General features: G+C 45.9%; 14 protein-coding genes. 5 read left to right on the forward strand and 9 right to left on the reverse strand.

Annotated features, from left to right (window positions below):
* Window positions 1–42: 42 nt before the first annotated feature.
* Complete coding sequence (locus PRUTH_RS15180; RefSeq protein ID WP_151173653.1) at window positions 43–285, reverse strand: TIGR02647 family protein; 243 nt, start codon at window positions 283–285, stop codon at window positions 43–45.
* A gap of 171 nt (window positions 286–456) precedes the next feature.
* Between PRUTH_RS15180 and PRUTH_RS15185 the strand changes: the two genes are divergently transcribed.
* Window positions 457–1,422, forward strand: a complete 966-nt coding sequence (locus tag PRUTH_RS15185) for a calcium/sodium antiporter (protein ID WP_151173654.1) — start codon at window positions 457–459, stop codon at window positions 1,420–1,422.
* Between the two features lie 58 nt (window positions 1,423–1,480).
* Window positions 1,481–1,834, forward strand: a complete 354-nt coding sequence (locus tag PRUTH_RS15190) for a hypothetical protein (RefSeq protein ID WP_151173655.1) — start codon at window positions 1,481–1,483, stop codon at window positions 1,832–1,834.
* A gap of 175 nt (window positions 1,835–2,009) precedes the next feature.
* Here PRUTH_RS15190 and PRUTH_RS15195 read toward each other — a convergent pair whose 3' ends face one another.
* Window positions 2,010–2,798: a hypothetical protein gene (locus tag PRUTH_RS15195; RefSeq protein WP_151173656.1), complete on the reverse strand. Its 789-nt coding sequence runs from the start codon at window positions 2,796–2,798 to the stop codon at window positions 2,010–2,012.
* Between the two features lie 1,452 nt (window positions 2,799–4,250).
* Between PRUTH_RS15195 and PRUTH_RS15200 the strand changes: the two genes are divergently transcribed.
* Window positions 4,251–6,959 carry an ATP-dependent DNA helicase gene (locus PRUTH_RS15200; protein WP_151173657.1) on the forward strand — a complete coding sequence of 903 codons (2,709 nt, stop codon included), beginning with the start codon at window positions 4,251–4,253 and terminating at the stop codon, window positions 6,957–6,959.
* A gap of 312 nt (window positions 6,960–7,271) precedes the next feature.
* Here PRUTH_RS15200 and glmS read toward each other — a convergent pair whose 3' ends face one another.
* Window positions 7,272–9,092 carry a glutamine--fructose-6-phosphate transaminase (isomerizing) gene (gene glmS / locus PRUTH_RS15205; protein ID WP_151173658.1) on the reverse strand — a complete coding sequence of 607 codons (1,821 nt, stop codon included), beginning with the start codon at window positions 9,090–9,092 and terminating at the stop codon, window positions 7,272–7,274.
* Between the two features lie 63 nt (window positions 9,093–9,155).
* Window positions 9,156–9,920 (reverse strand): DeoR/GlpR family DNA-binding transcription regulator, encoded by a 765-nt coding sequence (locus tag PRUTH_RS15210; protein ID WP_151173659.1) that lies wholly within the window; start codon window positions 9,918–9,920, stop codon window positions 9,156–9,158.
* 241 nt (window positions 9,921–10,161) lie between these two features.
* On the opposite strand from PRUTH_RS15210, the gene PRUTH_RS15215 reads away from it, so the two are divergent.
* Window positions 10,162–11,634, forward strand: a complete 1,473-nt coding sequence (locus PRUTH_RS15215; RefSeq protein WP_151173660.1) for a methyl-accepting chemotaxis protein — start codon at window positions 10,162–10,164, stop codon at window positions 11,632–11,634.
* A 52-nt stretch (window positions 11,635–11,686) separates the two neighbouring features.
* Complete coding sequence (locus tag PRUTH_RS15220) at window positions 11,687–12,139, forward strand: DUF6436 domain-containing protein (protein ID WP_151173661.1); 453 nt, start codon at window positions 11,687–11,689, stop codon at window positions 12,137–12,139.
* A 5-nt stretch (window positions 12,140–12,144) separates the two neighbouring features.
* Here PRUTH_RS15220 and PRUTH_RS15225 read toward each other — a convergent pair whose 3' ends face one another.
* The 5 genes from PRUTH_RS15225 to PRUTH_RS15245 all read right to left on the reverse strand — a co-directional run bounded on the left by PRUTH_RS15225 (window position 12,145) and on the right by PRUTH_RS15245 (window position 19,507).
* Window positions 12,145–12,465 carry a DUF6482 family protein gene (locus PRUTH_RS15225; RefSeq protein WP_151173662.1) on the reverse strand — a complete coding sequence of 107 codons (321 nt, stop codon included), beginning with the start codon at window positions 12,463–12,465 and terminating at the stop codon, window positions 12,145–12,147.
* A gap of 98 nt (window positions 12,466–12,563) precedes the next feature.
* Window positions 12,564–14,969, reverse strand: coding sequence for an ABC transporter permease (locus PRUTH_RS15230; protein ID WP_151173663.1), 2,406 nt, complete (start codon window positions 14,967–14,969; stop codon window positions 12,564–12,566).
* Between the two features lie 170 nt (window positions 14,970–15,139).
* Complete coding sequence (locus PRUTH_RS15235) at window positions 15,140–17,533, reverse strand: FtsX-like permease family protein (RefSeq protein ID WP_053911020.1); 2,394 nt, start codon at window positions 17,531–17,533, stop codon at window positions 15,140–15,142.
* Window positions 17,534–17,535: 2 nt separating this feature from the next.
* The gene (locus tag PRUTH_RS15240) at window positions 17,536–18,243 is read right to left on the reverse strand and encodes an ABC transporter ATP-binding protein (protein WP_022944901.1); all 708 of its coding nucleotides are present in this window, start codon (window positions 18,241–18,243) and stop codon (window positions 17,536–17,538) included.
* 10 nt (window positions 18,244–18,253) lie between these two features.
* The gene (locus PRUTH_RS15245) at window positions 18,254–19,507 is read right to left on the reverse strand and encodes an efflux RND transporter periplasmic adaptor subunit (protein ID WP_022944900.1); all 1,254 of its coding nucleotides are present in this window, start codon (window positions 19,505–19,507) and stop codon (window positions 18,254–18,256) included.
* Between the last annotated feature and the right edge of the window lie 140 nt (window positions 19,508–19,647).

Here is a 19,647-nt window from a genome sequence, read left to right on the forward strand (position 1 = left end):
GCAGCTTACAGCGGCGACACTCACGCTTGCTATTACAGGCCATTACCCGGCTTTTGAGCTTAATGCCGCGTAGAGAGTGTCTAAATGTTTCACTAAGTCGAGACCTAAATCGGTTAAATAACCCCCATCGGGACTATCGGTAATGCCTTTATCGAACAACCGCTGCGCGGCATCACGCAACGCTGCATCAGCATCACTGTGTACCTTTATGCCCTGCATATGGCTAGCACGTGGAAACTTTGCCAACAGCTCCATTTCATCAATCATGGTTTTATTTATGCGCACGGTGATTCCTTATAATTGTTGTTGCTATCACTTTAATGCTAGTTGAAGATCAAATTTATGCCGCTTTTTTAAAGTACTTTATTTCTTGCTAAGTAGATGAAAGTAAATGCTTTACAAGGGCAACTAATGCGCCCATATTAAGGCCATAAAAGCCAAGATGGCGGAGGAACAATGTTGCTTGCAATAACAGCGATTTTAGCTGGTTTTATACTACTGGTTTACAGTGCCGGACGCTTTGTAGACGGCGCTGCGGCCACAGCGGCACACGCAGGGTTACCCACTATTTTGATCGGTATGCTTATAGTCGGGTTTGGCACATCCGCACCGGAAATGGTTGTCTCGGCGATGGCTGCGAGTGATGGCAATCCGGCGCTAGCACTAGGCAACGCTCTTGGCTCAAATATTGTCAATATTGGCCTAATTTTAGGGGTCACTGCACTGATTGCTCCCATCACAGTGCACTCGAATATTGTTCGCAAAGAGCTACCTCTGCTTTTGGCTGTGGTGTTGCTGTGTGGCTATTTGCTCTACGATGGTCAATTGACCACATTCGACGCCACCTTGCTGCTTGGTGGCTTTGTTAGCGTGGTGGCATGGTCAATATATTCAGGCCTGCGCCACCACAACGACCCACTGGCAAGCGACACCGAGCAGGGTGTCACCAGCCAAACCATGGGGCTAAAGAGCGCACTGTTTTGGTTAGTTTGTGGCTTAGTGGTTCTAGTGCTAAGTTCACGCATATTAGTGTGGGGTGCGGTGCAAGTCGCCTCGGCATTGGGAGTCAGTGATTTAGTCATTGGCCTGACTATTGTCGCTTTGGGCACTTCACTACCAGAGTTAGCTGCGTCTATTATTGCGGCAAAAAAAGGCGAGCATGATATCGCCATTGGCAACGTGGTAGGCTCGAACATGTTTAATATTCTTGCCGTTATTGGTATTGCTGGAGCGATTGAGCCCTTCGGCCTTGGCGCAGATATTTTTTATCGTGATTGGGGAGTGATGCTGGTGTTAACGCTTGCTTTGCTGGTCATGGCCTATGGCATCGGCCGTCAAGGCCGTATCAACCGGGCAGAAGGTGGGCTATTGCTCAGCGGTTATCTCGCCTACAACGGCTACTTGCTGTGGACCTTAGTGTAAACGCGAGTGCGAGCAAACCCACTCTCTAATCATTGAACACCTTAGTTAAGGACAACCTATGCAATATAAGAAAACATATTATGCAATTAAGGCACTCGCTGTTTTATCTTTTGCTGCCATTGCTTTTACATATTGGGGAGCCGGTCTAGCTCTGTTATTGCTGCTATCGCCCTATGCTATCTTGTATTTTTTGGCCAACAGTCACAGCTATCGCAATACAAAATTAGCCGTGATGCGAGCCACGCCGGCGATATTCAGCTTTTTCATCATGCTGGGATTAGTGTTTGGGATTCAATCAGACCCACAGTCAGGTATCGGCGTTATGCTAGGCTTAACGGCGCAATTGGCTGCCATTAGCCTCGCCGAGTTAATCATCCTGTTTTTCTTGCGAACGCCAGAATACGCACCTTAATCTGTACGATAAACGCATAACTGTTACCCTTTGATATGGTGTGCGCTGTAATCAAGTACTGCCCGGGTGATGCAGATGCAAAACGCCAACGCTTCTGCCCGCTACACCACAGCCATTGTTACCAGCAGGTATTCTCTGGCTTTAACGTCGCCCTAGGTAACTAGGGCAATGATTGTTAACTCTGTGGGCACGCAGGGTGTTCTAAAAGCACTTGCGTGACAATTTGCCCAAACAGCGCTTGCTGCTGCTGGTCTAGCTGAAGCGCCGGGTTATAGGGAATGGCGTCCGCCAATTCGCCAGTAATGATTTCATAAAAGGTCATTGCCGTGAGCACCTTCCCTGCATAAGATGCATGATTACCATCTGCGTGATGTAGCTCAACCGTTGGCATAACGTCTAATACACGGTTCCAAACCAAGCCTACGGGCGCGACACAGCTAAGCTCTTGTTGACTAATGGATTGATGTAAATTGTACACCCGCTCTGCCTCAGATGGGTCACCACGTTGTGGGTGCTCTGGAAATAATATCGGTGTGATGTTGTTTGATTTAGCCTTTGCAATTAAACGCTCAGTTGCGTGCGTTGGATAGTCGGTTGCGCCGGACTGAGAGTACTTTTGCCCTTGAAATATGGCGTGGCTCCAAGTGCTTTTTTCTAATTGCTCTACGTTTGCAGTAACCGCAGCAATTTCATCTAAAAACCGCCCACTAATTGTTACCGTTTCAATCGTCTTATTTGGAAGTTGGTCACTGATCAGTGTTTCAATGATTGAACCTAATTGTGAGCTATGACTGTTACCATAAATAACCAACCGATAGTCAGCAACAGCACTATTATCAACGATGTTACCTGTCGGTGTTGGTGTCAGTTGCTTCGGCTCATCATTTTTTGTGCCAGAGCCACAGGCCGTTAGGTTTAGCCCTATAAAGGCTATGAAGGATATCGCTAAAGGTTTTATCGACATGATCACCTCCCTGTTACATTGCGCAAAAGCGCATAGACGATAGATATATGATTCTTTTCGAAAATACACACATTAGTAGGCAACTGCAACAGTAAAAAAGCACAAATAATGTGCAGCGCCAGATAAAAAAATCAAAGGTTTACTATGATAATTAAGCGCGATAAAAACCCATAATGGCAATAACTTACATTATTTGATATTAATAAATCAGCGACCAAAGTAAACTTATCATCATTTTAGTCAGTGGAGGTTTTGTGCGCAGTTTTGAAAGTCACGGAGGTCATATGTCTCAACGGGAAAAGGTTACAACATGGTTAATGTTAGTGATCTCATTCGCTGTATTTATTGCTGCAACATATATAATTGGTTCGCTTATTGGCAGTCTATTTATCACCGCAACGGTTGAGCTATCAATTCTGCAAATCGGCATTATTTGTGGGGGGATCACAGCAATATCAGTATTTATACGTTGCGTGAAAAAAGTTAAAAAATCATGCTGAATTAGCTCGCATTTCTAGGTCATAACAGAGGTAGCTTAGAGCGAGCGACAGACGGTCATCCACCGAAATCACAGTGATACATCCATAATCATTGAGTTTCTCACACAGTCAGGTAAACGACCCAGAGGGTCGTTTTTGTAGTGCCCACGCTTAGAGCAATGTCGCGTAACTTCAGCGCTGGTAAGTATTTCCTAAATTTGCTATCAATGGTCTAAAGACTAAAACGAGACAGGTTGCGGCAGAAAAACGACCCAATCGCTCGATATTAAATTGTTAGCTGTACACCAATCTGAAACAGTAGAGAAATAAATGGAATCAATACTCGGAAGTGTTATCTGGCGTTTTTTCAAATGGTTGCCACCATTCATTCTGAGAAGAATATTCTCGGCCGAATGGATGATGAAAAACATCTATATTGATATTCGCCCGAGGCATACTTCTGTAGAAATTTGTCAGCCTGATAACCCGAGGGTAAGCATCTATTTAGACATTAGAAATAATACCCACTTCAATGTAGAGATTGATCGGATATTGCTCAGCTTTACATATGGTACAGAGCTGGCTAATCCACAGCATTTTAAACGAGAATACTTAAAGCCCGGCGAGTCCCGAACAATATATTTCACTGGCAATATAGATCACAGTAGGTTTCAAGGGCTGGCGTTCCAGTACCAAAATAATTTTCGGCACTGCAATTTGGGTATTCTAGCTGAGTGCAATACACGACTGCATAAATTGTGCATAGAAAGAACTCTCGAGGGTATCAAGCCTGAAATATTAAATGCCCACCTTCTAGAAGCAGCTAACAAGTCAAGCAAAATGGACGCGCAAACAGCGCGCGCCTCTTCTTGAGGCGTTATACGGTTGGTTTAGTAAGTCCGATTTTGACCCAAAGCGGAAGTCGAAATCATAGTTACTCTGACCTCTTAATTTATAAGGAGTTAAACCATTGATGGCTACCGTATTTAATCAAGTTCAAAACGCAAGCAGTGCTATTTCTCATAATATCGCCAATCTTAGCGATAACAGAGAGCTTCTGTCTCAGAATGTACTCGCTCAAGTTAGAAATTTGGTTGAGGGGGTAGCCGTATTGTTTTATCGGGACTCATTAGATGCCGAATTTTCCTATCCCGAAATTAATCCAGCACTGCAGCATATTAGTGGTAATGGAAGATTAAATTTTGTTTGTCGGTTCCATAAGCTACTTCAAAAGGTAGCTTCTCACTACACTTTTGATGGGGATGCATCAGAAAGATTAATGCTCAAATACTATGAATATTTGTATAGAATTAGAGCCGCTGTTTATAAAAACTACTCTCTCCAGTTAATACCCAACCTTGAATCATTTCCTGTCGATTTGGATCCTTCTTTACGCGAATATCATGAAAAAATAACTGCTAGAATTGAATGTTCACGCAGCACTAATTATGTTGGAGATAGAAAAGACCGTTACTATGTTCAAAAAAATCGTCCATTTATATTCAATGGCCGGATCTACTATGAGGTAACGTTTTGTCGTGCGGTAAATAAGGTAAGCAAGTTTGATCGAGTAATTGCTTTTACTGATCTTGAGATATCGGATAAGTACGCGGTTAATCTAACGCTCAGGCGCGATCAAATTGAAGTACTAGGCCAGATTATGCCTATTACTTTAATCCTTGCATGGGAAGTTTCTATTCGTTCCTGTGAGCTAAAAAACTTCGCCCGTTTACTCGGTCACTCGGTAACAGGGAGTACGTCTTCACAGGAATATCGATATTTAATGAGCTTTTTGACACAAGGTTATCGAAATTTGAATGACCTGATGTGTATGAGTGATCAAGATTACCAACAGGTGAAACTAGGGGCGCTAGTTACAAATCACTCCTCTCAAATATTTGTTTTTTTGGATAGAGCGCGACAGATCATTAAAGCATCTCTCCCAGGCGGTAACATTCTTCGCTATCTTCTTTTGAGGATGAACAACCAATTACTGAAGTCTCAATATAATCGTGACGGATGTGAGCTACTATCTAATCTAAAATTTTCCTTTAGTAGTATTCCATTTGATAAGATGCCTTTTTGTACATCTCTCCCTAAGCATAATCCGAGGTTTTGGGATCTCTCTGATTGTATCGATATGGTGGGGCGCCAACATGAACTTCTGGCTAGACGTGTTAGAAATAACGTTGAAAGACATGGGGTTTTGTATACCCCAATCGGAGATTTAAGCGAATTTGGAGATGTTGAGGCATTAATAAACGACTTTAATAATCGAATTTACAAAACACACAAAGAAATTCGAAGTTTAGTTTCTGATAAAGGACACGTGTTTATAAATGGCTACGAAGAAGATACTTTCAGTATTATTGAAAGGTTAAAAACATTTTCATCTTCTGGGATATCAGGATATACCCAAGCAGTAACACGCTGGATAGATGAGTCAGCTCACAGTATCGATGATACCGTGAAGCATCAGGCTTTAACTCAATTATTTAGCGATTCAAAGGTTGCTATTATATACGGCGCGGCAGGAACAGGTAAATCCACAATGGTTGACCATATTGCTCACTACTTTAGCGACAAGAGAAAGCTATTTTTGGCTCATACGAACCCTGCTAAAGATAACTTAATGCGTAAGGTGACGGCGCAGAATTCTGAGTTTCGAACCGTAAGTAGTGAAATTCATAGTGGTTGTAACCCTTTCTTGCCTGACTATGACCTTCTTGTGATTGATGAGTGCAGTACCGTTAGTAATTCTGATTTTTTGAAGGTATTAGAGAAGAACACCGCAAAATTGATAGTTCTTGTTGGTGATGTGTATCAAATTGAGTCAATACAGTTTGGTAATTGGTTCGAAGTGATTCGTTCTTTTATTCCTAGTTCCTCAGTCTTTGAATTAACAACGCCATTTAGAACACAGAATCATTCGCTATTAGATTTCTGGAATAAAGTTCGAAATATCGATGATGACTTAACTGAAGTTATGGTTCGGCATGGTTATTCGTCGATATTGGACTCGAGTATCTTCCAGTCTCAAGGTAATGACGAAATTATACTGTGTTTAAATTACGATGGTTTGTACGGGATTAATAACATTAATAGATTTCTTCAAAGTAGTAACCCTAATCCGGCGATAAACTGGAGTGATTCGACTTACAAAGTAGGAGATCCTGTTCTCTTTTATGAATCTGAACGATTTAAACCTGTTATATACAATAACCTAAAAGGCCGAATAATTAGAATCGAACAGTTTGTCGGCTATATTCAATTTGATATTGAGCTAGATCGTCCGTTGACTGAACTTGACGTTGCAGGGAATGAATTAGAGTGGGTAGAAGGTTCGACTGTTAGGTTCCAAGTTTTTGAAGTAAAGAATAGTGATGACGACGATGACTCATTAAATATTGCGATTCCGTTTCAAGTTGCCTACGCGGTATCTATTCATAAAGCGCAAGGGCTTGAATACGATTCCGTCAAAGTGGTCATAACAGATGCTAACGAAGATGACATTTCTCATAGTATTTTTTATACCGCAATTACAAGGGCTAGGGAAAATTTAAAGATTTTTTGGACACCGGAGACTCAGCAAAAAGTTATTCAGCGTCTGCAACGAATACCTAGAAATAAGGATGTTGCTTTGATATCACGTCGGCGAGGTCTTACATCTGTTCTGATTTAATATGATTATTAGAACCGTGGATCAGAGCAACTTGATCTAAACGTCCGCTTATAGAATAGCGAAGTTGATGCAGGTAACGTATAACAAGCGCAAGCAGTCGGAAAAAGTGCTCGCTTACGCTCTCAATTCTCCGCTGTTGCGGGCGTTAGACCAGCATCTGCTTTCTCATAACATAAAGCTTGGGTGACTAATGGTTGAATGGCGGTTAATGGCTTTGCGCTGACCGTCGGGCCAGCTACTAATAAACGTTCGGTCTAACACTTTATGCTATTGCAACAAAAAAGGCGCTTTCGCGCCTTTTTCAATTCCTTCTTATTCCACCGTTACCGATTTGGCTAGGTTTCGGGGTTGGTCAACGTCGGTGCCTTTAATAACCGCAACATAGTACGAAAGCAATTGCAGTGGGATGGTATAAACCACTGGGGCAATGATGTTTTCCACATGGTTTACATTGATTACGCGCATGGTCTCGTCCGATGCAAAGTGTGAGTCCTTATCGGCAAACACGTAAATAATACCGCCACGGGCACGCACTTCCTCTACATTCGATTTCAGCTTTTCGAGCAACTCGTTATTCGGTGCCACGACGATGATCGGCATATCGGCGTCAATCAAGGCTAATGGGCCATGTTTGAGCTCACCCGCAGCATAGGCTTCGGCGTGAATGTAAGAGATCTCTTTGAGTTTCAATGCCCCTTCCATAGCAATAGGGTACTGCGAGCCACGGCCTAGGAATAACGAGTGGTGTTTATCGGCGAACTCTTCCGCTAACTCCTCAATGCCCTCGGCCAGGGTCAAGGCTTCTTCAAGCTTGTTTGGCAGGGTCTTAATCGCACTTACAATAGCACGTTGATTAAGGCCTTTTTCTTGGGCGATGGACGCCGTTAGCATCAATAAGCCAACCAGTTGTGTGGTAAAAGCTTTTGTTGAAGCCACGCCAATTTCAGCCCCTGCTTTGGTCATAAAGGCTAAATCAGACTCGCGTACCAGCGATGAGCCCGGTACGTTACAAATGGTCATCGACGCCATGTACCCCTGCTCTTTAGCCAAACGCAAGGCAGCCAAGGTATCAGCCGTTTCACCCGATTGGGAAATCGTTACTAATAGGCTATTTTCGTGCACGAACGATTCGCGATAGCGGAATTCTGAGGCAATTTCGACATTACAGCTGACGCCGGCAAACTGCTCTAGCCAGTAACGCGCGACCATTCCCGAATGATACGAGGTACCACAGGCGATAATTTGCACGTGTTTTACGTCTTTAAAAATTTGCGTTGCGCCCTCACCAAAGGCATCTACACTGACGCGCTCATCGTGTAAACGACTATCCAAGGTATTACGCACTGCCAATGGCTGCTCGTAAATTTCCTTCAGCATATAATGGCGGTAGTCGCCCTTGCCAGAGGCGTCTTGGGTAATGTTAGATTCCACCACTTCACGCTCAACACTGTGGCCGTTGCTATCGAATATTTCCACGCTATCGCGGGTAATACGAGCCACATCGCCCTCTTCTAGGAAGATAAAGCTGCGAGTCACAGGCAATAGTGCAAGCTGATCAGAGGCAATAAAGTTCTCGCCGAGTCCTAAGCCGATAACCAGCGGGCTTCCTGAGCGCGCAACAATCACTTCATTATCGTTGGCTTTATCAAATACCACCGTGCCGTAGGCACCTTCTAGTTGTTTCACCGCCGCTTGTACGGCACTGAGCAAGGAGTTGTGCTGTTGGCGCAATTGATGGATAAGGTGCACCATAACTTCGGTATCTGTTTGCGATACAAACTCGTAGCCATCGCCTTGCAACGCTTCGCGCAAACTGGCATGGTTTTCGATAATGCCGTTATGAACCAATGCTAATTCACTGTTAGAGACATGCGGGTGGGCATTGGCTTCGGTAACGCCACCATGAGTAGCCCAGCGAGTGTGGGCAATGCCCGTTGTGCCAGAAACATTGGCTTCATTGAGCGCACTTTCCAACGCCGCCACCTTACCTACAGCTTTAACGCAATTTAAGGTGCTTTGTTGCGATAGCGCTACGCCTGCTGAGTCGTAGCCACGGTATTCAAGGCGCTTAAGGCCTTCAATTAAAATTCGGTTCACAGGGCGTTCGGCAACAGCCCCTACTATTCCACACATAGATTCTCCATTTGCACAGTATGTGTTGTTAAAAAGCCCGATGTTGTCGGTCGGGTTATGTGTTTATACCTTGGCACAAATTAAATGTACGCCATGCGCGCTGATCTCTTGGCGCAAGTCTGCAGCCAAGGTGTTGTCGGTGATCAGAGTGCTGACCTTGTGCCAAGGCAGTTCTAAATTTGGGATACGGCGGCCTATCTTGTCAGACTCCACCATCACCACCACTTCACGGGCCGCTTCAGCCATCACTTGGCTTAGGCCGATAAGTTCGTTGAAAGTAGTGGTTCCACGGGAAACATCGATACCATCAGCACCGATAAATAAGGTATCGAAATCATATGAGCGCAATACCTGCTCTGCTACTTGCCCTTGAAAAGACTCTGAATGTGGGTCCCAGGTACCACCGGTCATCAATAAGGTCGGCTCGTTCTCTAACGCCAGCAAGCGATTAGCAACATTAATGGCATTGGTCATCACCACTAGGCCTCGTTTGCTCGCCAGTTCAGGGATCAAGGCGGCGGTGGTGCGCCCGCTATCGATGATAATGCGGTGATGATCTTTAATAAGCTGAGCGGCTGCCTTGGCAATGGCGCGTTTACGGGCTGAGTCTTGCGGCTCTTCACTGGCAACGATTTCATTGGGTAAGGCAATCGCGCCACCGTATCGGCGTAGCAAGAGGCCGTTTTTTTCAAGTGTTGCTAAGTCCTTTCGAATCGTAACTTCTGATGTTTGCAGCTGCTCCGCTAACGCCTCTACTGAGACTTCACCCATTTCATTAACCTGGCTAAGAATACTATGGCGGCGTTGCTGGGTATTGCGCTTGGTCATTCAGTTACACTTAAGTTTCGATTCGAAAGATAGACCATTATAGTCGAAACTTTATGTCAAGCTCAATGCACAAATGGTATGCGCATAAAAATAGTCGCAAAACGCTTAATTACGGCTTAAGCACAATCAGTGAGTGATCAACACTGATACGAGCAACGTAATAATTTCATTACTTAATTTGCGCTTGCTCTTGCCAGCGCCTAGCCTAAAACAACGGAGTGTTTAATAAAGGAAGTTCAACTTGGTTAAATCCTCATCATTGTTCATATCGCTGTTTATTATTCTCACCATTGAGTCACTGGCGCTGGGTTTGTATTACGACAATATCGGGCAAGGCTTAGTCATCAGCTTTATTATCGCTTCTTTACCCATATACCTGCTTAAAAGCGCCCCGCAAAGTCGGCTGACACACCATGTGAGTGCTGCCGCATTGATGATGTTCTCATTTTTGCATATTCATCAAGCCTACGGCCTGATTGAAGTGCATTTTGAGATTTTTATCTTTATGGCTATTTTGGTCATTTTTAAAAACTGGCGCATTTTTATCACCGCACTTTTATTAGTCGCTGCGCATCACATCAGTTTTTACTTTATGCAAACGGGCGATGTGGGCGTTTACGTATTCGATCCACAAAGACTCGCCTTTAGTACCGTGCTTATCCACGCTGTATACGCCACAGCAGAAGCACTCATTGCTGCTTATATCGCACACATGTTGTATCAGGAATATCAAGGTGGAAAAGCGCTGGAGTCTGCCATAGAGAAGATAGCCCGCGACCCAATGAAGCTAGACCTTTCTGTGCGTGTTGATGCGAAAGATAGCAATGCACTGGCACAATTCAATACCCTACTCGATCAACTCAGTAGCGTTGTTGATTCGGTCCATAAAGAGCAGCAAGCGCTTATTCAAGGCGCAACCAAGGTGGCTGAGCTACAACAATTACTCACCCAAAACGCCGAACATAAGCAAACGCAAAATAACCTGATTTCTCAAGCAGGAGAGCAAGTGAGTGATGGCTTTAGCCAAGTTCAAAGCCAAAGCGAGCACGTGGCCGACCAATACGCGATGATTTCAACGCAACTGCAAGGTGCCATGAAAGAAGTCCATGAGACCGATGCACAAAGCCATGCTTTAGCGCAAATGCTCGACACCACGCAGCAGCAGTTAAAGGATTTGGAGTCTAGCTGTGCGCTTATCTCTAACCTGCTCAATGACATAAATGCCATTGCCGAGCAAACCAATCTATTAGCATTGAATGCCGCTATAGAGGCAGCCCGGGCGGGCGAACAAGGCCGGGGCTTCGCGGTAGTCGCCGATGAAGTAAGATCGCTTGCCAATACCTCAAAGCAAGCCACCGACAAAATAGCGCATACGCTTAAAGAGCTGGTCGCAAACAGTGATAAATCGACCACCTCCATGGGGCACTGCATTGATAAAGTGAATATTGTCGAGCAACTGAGTTCCTCGGTCCTGGAGGCTATCTCAGCGGTGGAACAAACCATGATAGTGATTAAGGATGATTCTGATAATGTTAAAGAAATTGTTTTGCAGCAAGCCAGCAATACTCAGCAAATAGCCCAGCAAAGCGTTCATGTACGCGAACTATCAGAAAAAGACAGCATCAACATCCATCAGCTTGATGAGCAGGTGGCCAATATGCTCAATGCTTTAGATGGTTTGAAGGCTCAAGTATCTCGTTTTGTCCAGCGCTAACAAACAAATATTGAAGTTGGTTATCAGCGGCCTATGGCTGCTGTGCAGTGCAGTGGCTTTATGGTTTGTGGCCGACAAACGGGGCACTGTATTTGATCCAAACAACATGTTGCAGCAGCCACAGTGGCAACGCTCGTTACTGCCGGTATTAGCGGATATTGATAGTGAAAAGCACGGCACCACCTTGCTGTTGGTGGGCAATGAGCAATGTCATTGCCAACGGGTCGCTGCGCCTCACCAAAATAAGGTCATAGCTGATGCTCGCCGAGCAGGAATAAAGGTTCGCCAGGTCGATGCATCGTCACTGCCCACAGGCCTGATACCCGCTGTGCCCGCAGCCATTATGTTAGCGCAGGGCAGCGTGCTTTACGCTGGCCCCCTCTCTGTGGGGCTCGGGTGCGCCATCGAAGATGGCATTATTGATACCGTTATAAGCAACTACGAAAATGGCTTTCACAGCTCGATGCTAGTAAGCAAGGTCTCTGGCTGCTACTGCCGTGTGTAGCAGCGCTACACCGTTGAGCCGGCTCGCTTGAGCTGACGAATTTCCATATTGCTGATGCCATCACCACAAAAATCACTGGGTCCTATTTCTTCATAAGCAGACTGCATTTTCAATAACGCTTGAGTCGCGCCGAGTTCAACCAGCGCACACTCGGCTTCACGCAAAGAATTAAAGGGTTTCAATGTGTCGTTGTTATCGCTCAGAATATGATAATTACCTTCGGTATCAAGGGCTCCGGCTAAATAATGATTAGCATCGGCATAACTAAGGATGATGGCGCGATATTGGCTATCGGCTAACGCGGCTTTAAGTTGATTTGCTTGCATAGGTTGCACTCCTCACTCTATTAACTGTTAAACGCAGCAACAGCGGGAATGGATTAAAAAAAGCGCACTTTCGTGCGCTTTGAGTAGGGTTGGGTTAATTATTCATAGCGCAGCGTTAACGAAGGCCGGGTGCTAGCCGCTCTAAAGGCGAGGCTAGCCACAGTTAACCAGGTGATCATGGCTACCAAAGCGGCGGCGACAACGTAAAACCACATAGCCTGATCAATACGCTCGTTAAAGTTGGCCAGCCAGTCACCCACTAGCCAGTAGGTTAACGGAAAGGCAATAGCAGTACTTATGGCCACCAGCAGTAGGAACTCTTTGGCGAGCAAGTTAACGATACTTAACCTAGATGCACCGAGCACTTTGCGCACAGCCACTTCTTTTTGACGGCGTAAGACAGAGAATGCAGCTAATCCAAAGGTACCTAGGCAGGTTAATAAGATTGCCAAAATACAGAAGATGGCAACTAAGGTAGAAACACGTTCATCGTTTTTATATAACGCGCGGTAGTTATCTGCTACCAGCTCAATATCAGCATTGTGCAAATTTAACTGGTCACTGACGATCTGCTGCACCTGCGTTTTTACTGCGTTAAGCTGGCTCGGCTCAAAGTTGATAATCAACTTGCCCTCGTTGGCCCAGCTAAAGCCGCACACCAAGATTAAAGGCGATGCTGAAGCCTCACGTGCTGAACCAATGGTGACATCATTGATCACGCCCACAATTTTGAGCACTTCCTGGTTGTCTCCGGAGCTGCTGTAAAGCTCTTTGCCAATGGCTTGCTCAGCACTGTCATAACCGGCCACTTTAACGAATGATTGCGATACCAGCACCCCAGCCCGGCCGTTGCCATCGTCGCCTAAGCTATGCCAATCACTGCCGTAGTCGGCGCTCAGGTCGCGCCCAGCGATAACCTCTAGCCCAGCGGTTTCAGCAATATTAAAGCCCACGCCAATAAAAGGGATCACAGCATCATTTAACTCACCGTTATCCGAAGTCACAGTAAAGCTGGTGTTGAATGACGAGGTAAAAGAGGCATCGGTAATGCTGCTAGAGATCACGCCAGGTACAGCATTGATGCGCTGATTCAAGACATTGTTGTGCTTGAAGTACAATTGCCTAGCCGGGATATCATCCACCTCTAAACGGTATTGTTTTTCATAGCCAACCGCGAGCGATTGCAAGTGACTAAGTTGCTGATGCAAGGAGAATGCACCGATGATCAGGGCAATAGATAAAGAGGCTTGCAAAGTCAGCAACAACTTGCGCACCAAAATAGCAGTACGACCGCGCTGAATATCACCGCTGAGCACGCGTTTCGCGCTAAACGCTGACATAAAAAATGCGGGGTACGCGCCAGCTAACACGCCCACCGATACTACGACCGCGACTAAAATAATGCCAAACTCTGAAAAATAGTTGATCACCAAAGTACGTCCTACCAATTGGTTAAACGCTGGTAATGCTAATTCCAGTAACGCGCACGCAAGCACTGCAGCCACACTGGTTACCAATAAGGATTCCACTAGGAATTGATTAATAATTTGCGCCTTGCTCGCCCCCAGCGCCTTACGTACACCCACTTCTTTGGCTCGTTTAGCCGACTGCGCGATGCTCATATTAATGAAATTAAAAGCCGCCAACACGATTAATAGAATACTCAGCGAAAAGCTGATCAACACCACGGTGTACGAGCCATTTTCTTTAAGCTCATAACGGCTATCGGAATGCAGGTGAATGCCAGGTAGGTGCTCAAAGGATAAGGTCACGAAACCGAGCGGCTGATCTGGGTAAACAAGTTCAGGGTAAGCCTCGGCAAAACGTGCTTGCTCGGCTTTGATATCAGCGTCGGCAGCAAAGCGTACATACACATAAAAGTTATTGAGCTGGTAATTGGGGGTTTCGTCCTGCATTGCCACTAACCCGGAAAAAGCAAAGTGGGTATTATCTTGCAAATCGGCGAATACGGCGGTAACTGTGTAGGTCGTTTGCCCTTTGCTTAAAGTCTCACCAATGGCATTAGCCTGGCCAAAAATACGTATGGCTTCATGTTCGCTCAACGCGATTCTGTTCGGTGCGCTCAGCGTGCGCTGCAAATCACCAAACAGCACATCGAGCGCAACAAAGTCGGTGATATTGGTGCCTGTAGCAAATAAATCTTTCATTTTGTAATAGTTGCCATGGGCACTAAAATCCCCAGATAGCCGAGGGTGCATTTTCAAGGCAAAGATATCCTCTACCGCACCATTTTTTGCCACCTCTTGCGCTGCGTAGTAATTAGTAATCGGCGCATTCACTCCCATTTCACGAAAGTGTTGCGATAACCGATAAGTGTGCTCAAAGTGGGGCTGATGCGCGTCGACACTGGCCTCAAAACGGGCAAACAGTGCCATTAAAATAGCCGCAGCCAAGCCCACCGCCAAGCCAAATACGTTTAATAGAAAATGTTGTTTATGGGTTACGAATGCGCGTAGCGCAGCCGATAAGTAACTAGTGAGCATAGGTGCACTCCTGCTGATGTATATACAAGCTGAGTAATGCCAATATCTGTCTGCTTCGCGCGCTATTGTTCGCCACTTCGAAGTCGTTATTGTTGTTCGTCGGCATATTGCATATGTTTTTTATCATTGTGATTTTTTTGCGGCGACGCCCTAATGGCGCCGCCTACACCCTATTCGTATCTCAGTGTTAATGAAGGGCGCGTACTGGCCGCTTTAAAGGCTAGCCCCGCAACCGTCAGCCAGGTAATACCGGCAACAGCGAGAGCGGCGATGCCATACACCCAGATAGCCTGCTCAATACGGTCGTTGAAGTTTGCTAACCAGTCACCCACCAGCCAGTAGGTCACTGGATAGGCTATGGCAATGCTCAGCGCCACTAGCAGTAAGAATTCTTTAGCTAAAATGTTGATAATACTGGTTCGAGAGGCGCCAAGAACTTTGCGTACAGCAATTTCCTTTTGTCGGCGAATGGTCGCGAATGACGCTAAACCAAAGGTGCCTAAGCAGGTTAAGAACACGGCCAACGCAGTGAATATAAACACCACTTGCGACACGCGCTCATCGCCACGCAGTAAGTTTTTATAGTCCTCTGAGAGTAAACTGATTTTAGGCTCATAAATCTTGGCATGATTGGCTAATACCGTTGTTACTTGCTGCTGAATGTATGGCAAGTTTTGCTGATCGATATTCATTATCACCTCAGCCACAGGGCCATAACTCAGCCCACATAGGAACATGATGTTCGAGTTGGCATCTTGGGCATTGCCCACTTTTACATCGGCTACCACGCCGACCACTCGCATTGCCATCCCTTGCCCTTGAGTGGTGATGGTTTTACCCACCATCTCACTCGGCTGTGAATACCCCGCTTGCTTAGCAATAGATTCGGTTACCAAGGTGCCAACCTGAGTGGTACCGTTAATTCGCTGCGCCCAATCACCAGCATACTCGGCGCTAAAGCCACGACCGGCAACGAGCTTAAGACCTAAGGTTTCCACAACATTAAAATCGGTGCCTATAATTGGCGTTAAGCCTTCGGTGCTCTCACCATTAGGCCACACCGGTGCCACGGTATTGTTGATTGAGACAGTAAGCTGAGTATCCACCACACTGACATTGTTTACGCCTTCAATTGCAGCGAGATTTTTAACTAAGGCGCTGGGCTCTTTGGTCAGCACCATTTTGCGCGGCAACTCAGAGATAACTAAGCGCTGTTGCGTTTCATACCCCAAAGGTAAGCTTTGTAAGTAGGCTAATTGCTGCTGCAAAGTCACAGTGGCGATAATTAAAGCTATAGATAACGAGGCCTGCAAGGTAAGTAAGCTCTTACGAACAAATATTGCTGTATTACCTCGCTGTAAATCGCCACTTAACACCCGTTTCGCGCTAAATGACGAAATAAAGAAGGCAGGATACAGCCCTGCAAGTAAGCCCACCGCTACGGCCACCGCAAGCACCACAACGCTAAACATAGAGGCGTAGTTAACCACCAGTTCTCTATCTACCAAGGCATTAAAACTAGGGAGAATAAGCTCAACGGCAATGCATGCGAGCACCATAGACAGCAATGATACCAATACCGACTCTGATAAGAACTGCGTCACAAGCTGAGCTTTACTTGCACCTAGGGCCTTGCGCACACCCACTTCTTTGGCGCGTTTAGCCGATTGCGCCACGGTCATGTTAATGAAGTTAAAGCCAGCGATAAGAATCAGCAATACACTCAGCCCGGCACAAATCACTACCACCTGTTTGGCACCCCCCGTTTTCATTTCAAACGGTGATTTGGCAGTTAAATGCAGATCACGCAGTGGATGTAACTCAATGCTCACCTGATAGCTTTCATCGTTAGCGAAGTACTGCTCTGTGAGCGTTTGGGCCAGAGCCTGGGTGTCGGTGTTAGGAGCCAGCTTTAAATACACATAGCTGTGGTTGGCACGCAGGTTTTCCGGGTTATGTTCAAAATAGGCCAGGGACTTGAAAGCAAAATGGGTGTTGTCGGCCAAATCGGCGAACACGGCTCGCACGGTGTACTGGCCATGCTCGTGCACCAAGGTTTCACCCACTGCATTCACCTTCCCGAAGATACGCAGTGCCTCGGATTCGCTCAATGCCAAGCCATTTGGCGTACTCAACGCCTGACTTAATGAACCATCTAAGGTGCGTAAGGCAATAAAACGCTCAATATTAGCGGTGGCGCCAAACAAGCCATCCAACTTATAACCTTGAGAGCGATAGGTCACATTGGCAGGGGTGGCCTGAGTTTGTTCTGACAAAGTTAGGGCAAACACATCCTCGATTTGACTGTAACTTTGCGCATTTTTTGCCTGCGTGTAGTTAGAGATAGGGATCACCGCCAAGCCAAGTTTGCTAAAGTCTTGGCCCACGCGATAAACCCGCTCAGCGTCAGGCTGCTGCGCGTCATAGGAAAGCTCATTGACGGCAAAAAGCGCTACCAAAATAGCTGCGGCTAAGCCCACGCTCAAACCAAACACGTTGAGCGCGAAGTGCTGCTTTTGTAGCTTAAAAGCACGCAGCGCTGTAATTATGTAACTTAAGATCATGGCTATGCCACCTCTGTATTAACCGCAGGGTTAGCGGCATTGGCTTTATCCACCATGATTTGGCCATCAAGCAGGCGAACTAGACGGTCGGCATAGTTCCCTTCTTTCTCTGAGTGCGTCACCATGATCACTGTGGTGCCCTCGCGATTAAGTTCACGCAGCATGGTCATGACTTCATCCCCGTTTTTAGAGTCCAAATTACCGGTGGGCTCATCGGCGAGGATCAGCTTAGGATTAATTACCAGTGCTCGCGCGACGGCGACGCGCTGCTGCTGACCACCGGAAAGCTGTTGCGGTAAGTGGTCGCCACGGTGATCGATGCCAACGCGCTTTAAAATAGCTTCAACACGTTGCTTGCGCTCAGCTTTATCTATTTTTTGATATTGCAGCGGCAGCTCAACGTTTTCATACACGGTGAGCTCATCGATAAGGTTAAAGCTTTGGAACACAAAGCCAATGCTGGCTTTTCTCAGCTGCGCTAATTGCTTTTCGTTGTAGCCAGCAATGTCCTCACCCAGAAACTCAAACTGTCCGCTAGTTGGCGAATCAAGCATGCCAAGGATAGATAACAAGGTAGATTTACCACACCCTGAAGGGCCCATAATGGCCAAGAAATCACCCTCTTTAACACTGAGGTTAATATCGTTAAGTGCAGTTGTTTCAACGTCTTGAGTACGAAATACGCGCGATAAGTTAGTTAGCTTGATCATCATTGTTCCTTTAAAATTGTAATTGTTGTGCTTTATCGAAGTTGGCGTAGCTTGAGGTGATCACTTTGTCACCGGGCTCAAGACCGCTGAGCACTTCGTAATAATCTTGGTTTTTTCGACCTAGGCGGATGTCGCGGCGAACGGCGCCACTGTTATCATCATTCATGACATACACCCAGTTACCGCCTGAGCTGCTAAAGAATGCGCCTCGCGACAACAACAGCGCATTATCTTGACTACCGCCAAGCATCAGCTCGACATCCAAGCTCTGTCCCCGCTTGATGTTGCTCGCTTGCTCTGGCAGTTCGACTTCAATTTGAAATTGTGATTGCTGCACGCGACTGTCTATTTTGGTGACTGTGGCGCTGACATCCCCTTGTTCAAGTTCAATAATGACCTCCATACCAGAGCGTACTTGGCTGAGATAAAACTCATCTAAGCGGATCACTAGCTTGTACTCGTTGGGTATATCAATCTGACCTAAACGCGCGCCACGGCTCTTTGATGCGCCAATTTCAACATCCAACTCACTCAAATACCCGTCCACTGGGGCAGTGATCAGCAAGTTATCGAGGTTGCGGCGCGCAAACTGAAGGTTTTTCTCGAGCATTTCAGCACTATCTTGTAGCTGTGCCAACTGCACTTCGCGAATACTTTTCTCTTGCTGTTGACGCTCAATGGTGAGCTCTTTACGCGCTTGATAATAAGCTAAGTCTTCTTTTAGCTCAGAGAGCTGCTCTTGAGAAAGCATGCCTTTTTCTACCAAGGGCGCAGTTTGCTTAAGGCGGCGAGTTAGATGAGTGATTTTCAGTTCAATTTCTAATAAATCTCGACGTAAGTTTAAGCGGCTGGTCTCCATATTCATCTGGGTGTTACGCAGAAAGTTAAGTTGCTCAGTAACTTGTGCTTCCCGGCTCATTACATCAAGTTGCAAATTGGTGTTACTTAAACGCACCAGAGGCTGACCTTTTTTGACAAACTCACCCTGCTCTACAAGACGCTCTTCCACCTGACCACCGGCAATAGTGTCGAGGTAGATGGTGGTTTTTGGTACTACTTGTCCACGTAAACTTAGTGCATCGACAAATTCGCCTTGGTTTACGGTGCTTACCGTTAAATTACTGGCATTAACCGTTTGGCTCCGACCTTGTGAAGAGCTTTGACTAAACCCGTAAGCAGCGGCCGCAACACTGAGAGCAATAACCGACATTGCGACTTTCTTCGCGTGCTTTTTTAAGCCTGATGATTCTATTTTTCTATCCATCTCAGTCACCCAATATATGTGTTCGCTATATAAGGGGTAACTATCAAGCTCCGTGCCAAAATTTAAATTCCATAAATTTCAGTTACTTAGCTTAAAATCGAGATTGTTCTGAGCTATGAGGTGTCCGCTTATAGAACACC

Origin of the sequence: Pseudoalteromonas ruthenica, assembly GCF_008808095.1 — a bacterium.
GTDB classification, from domain to species: Bacteria; Pseudomonadota; Gammaproteobacteria; order Enterobacterales; family Alteromonadaceae; genus Pseudoalteromonas; species Pseudoalteromonas ruthenica.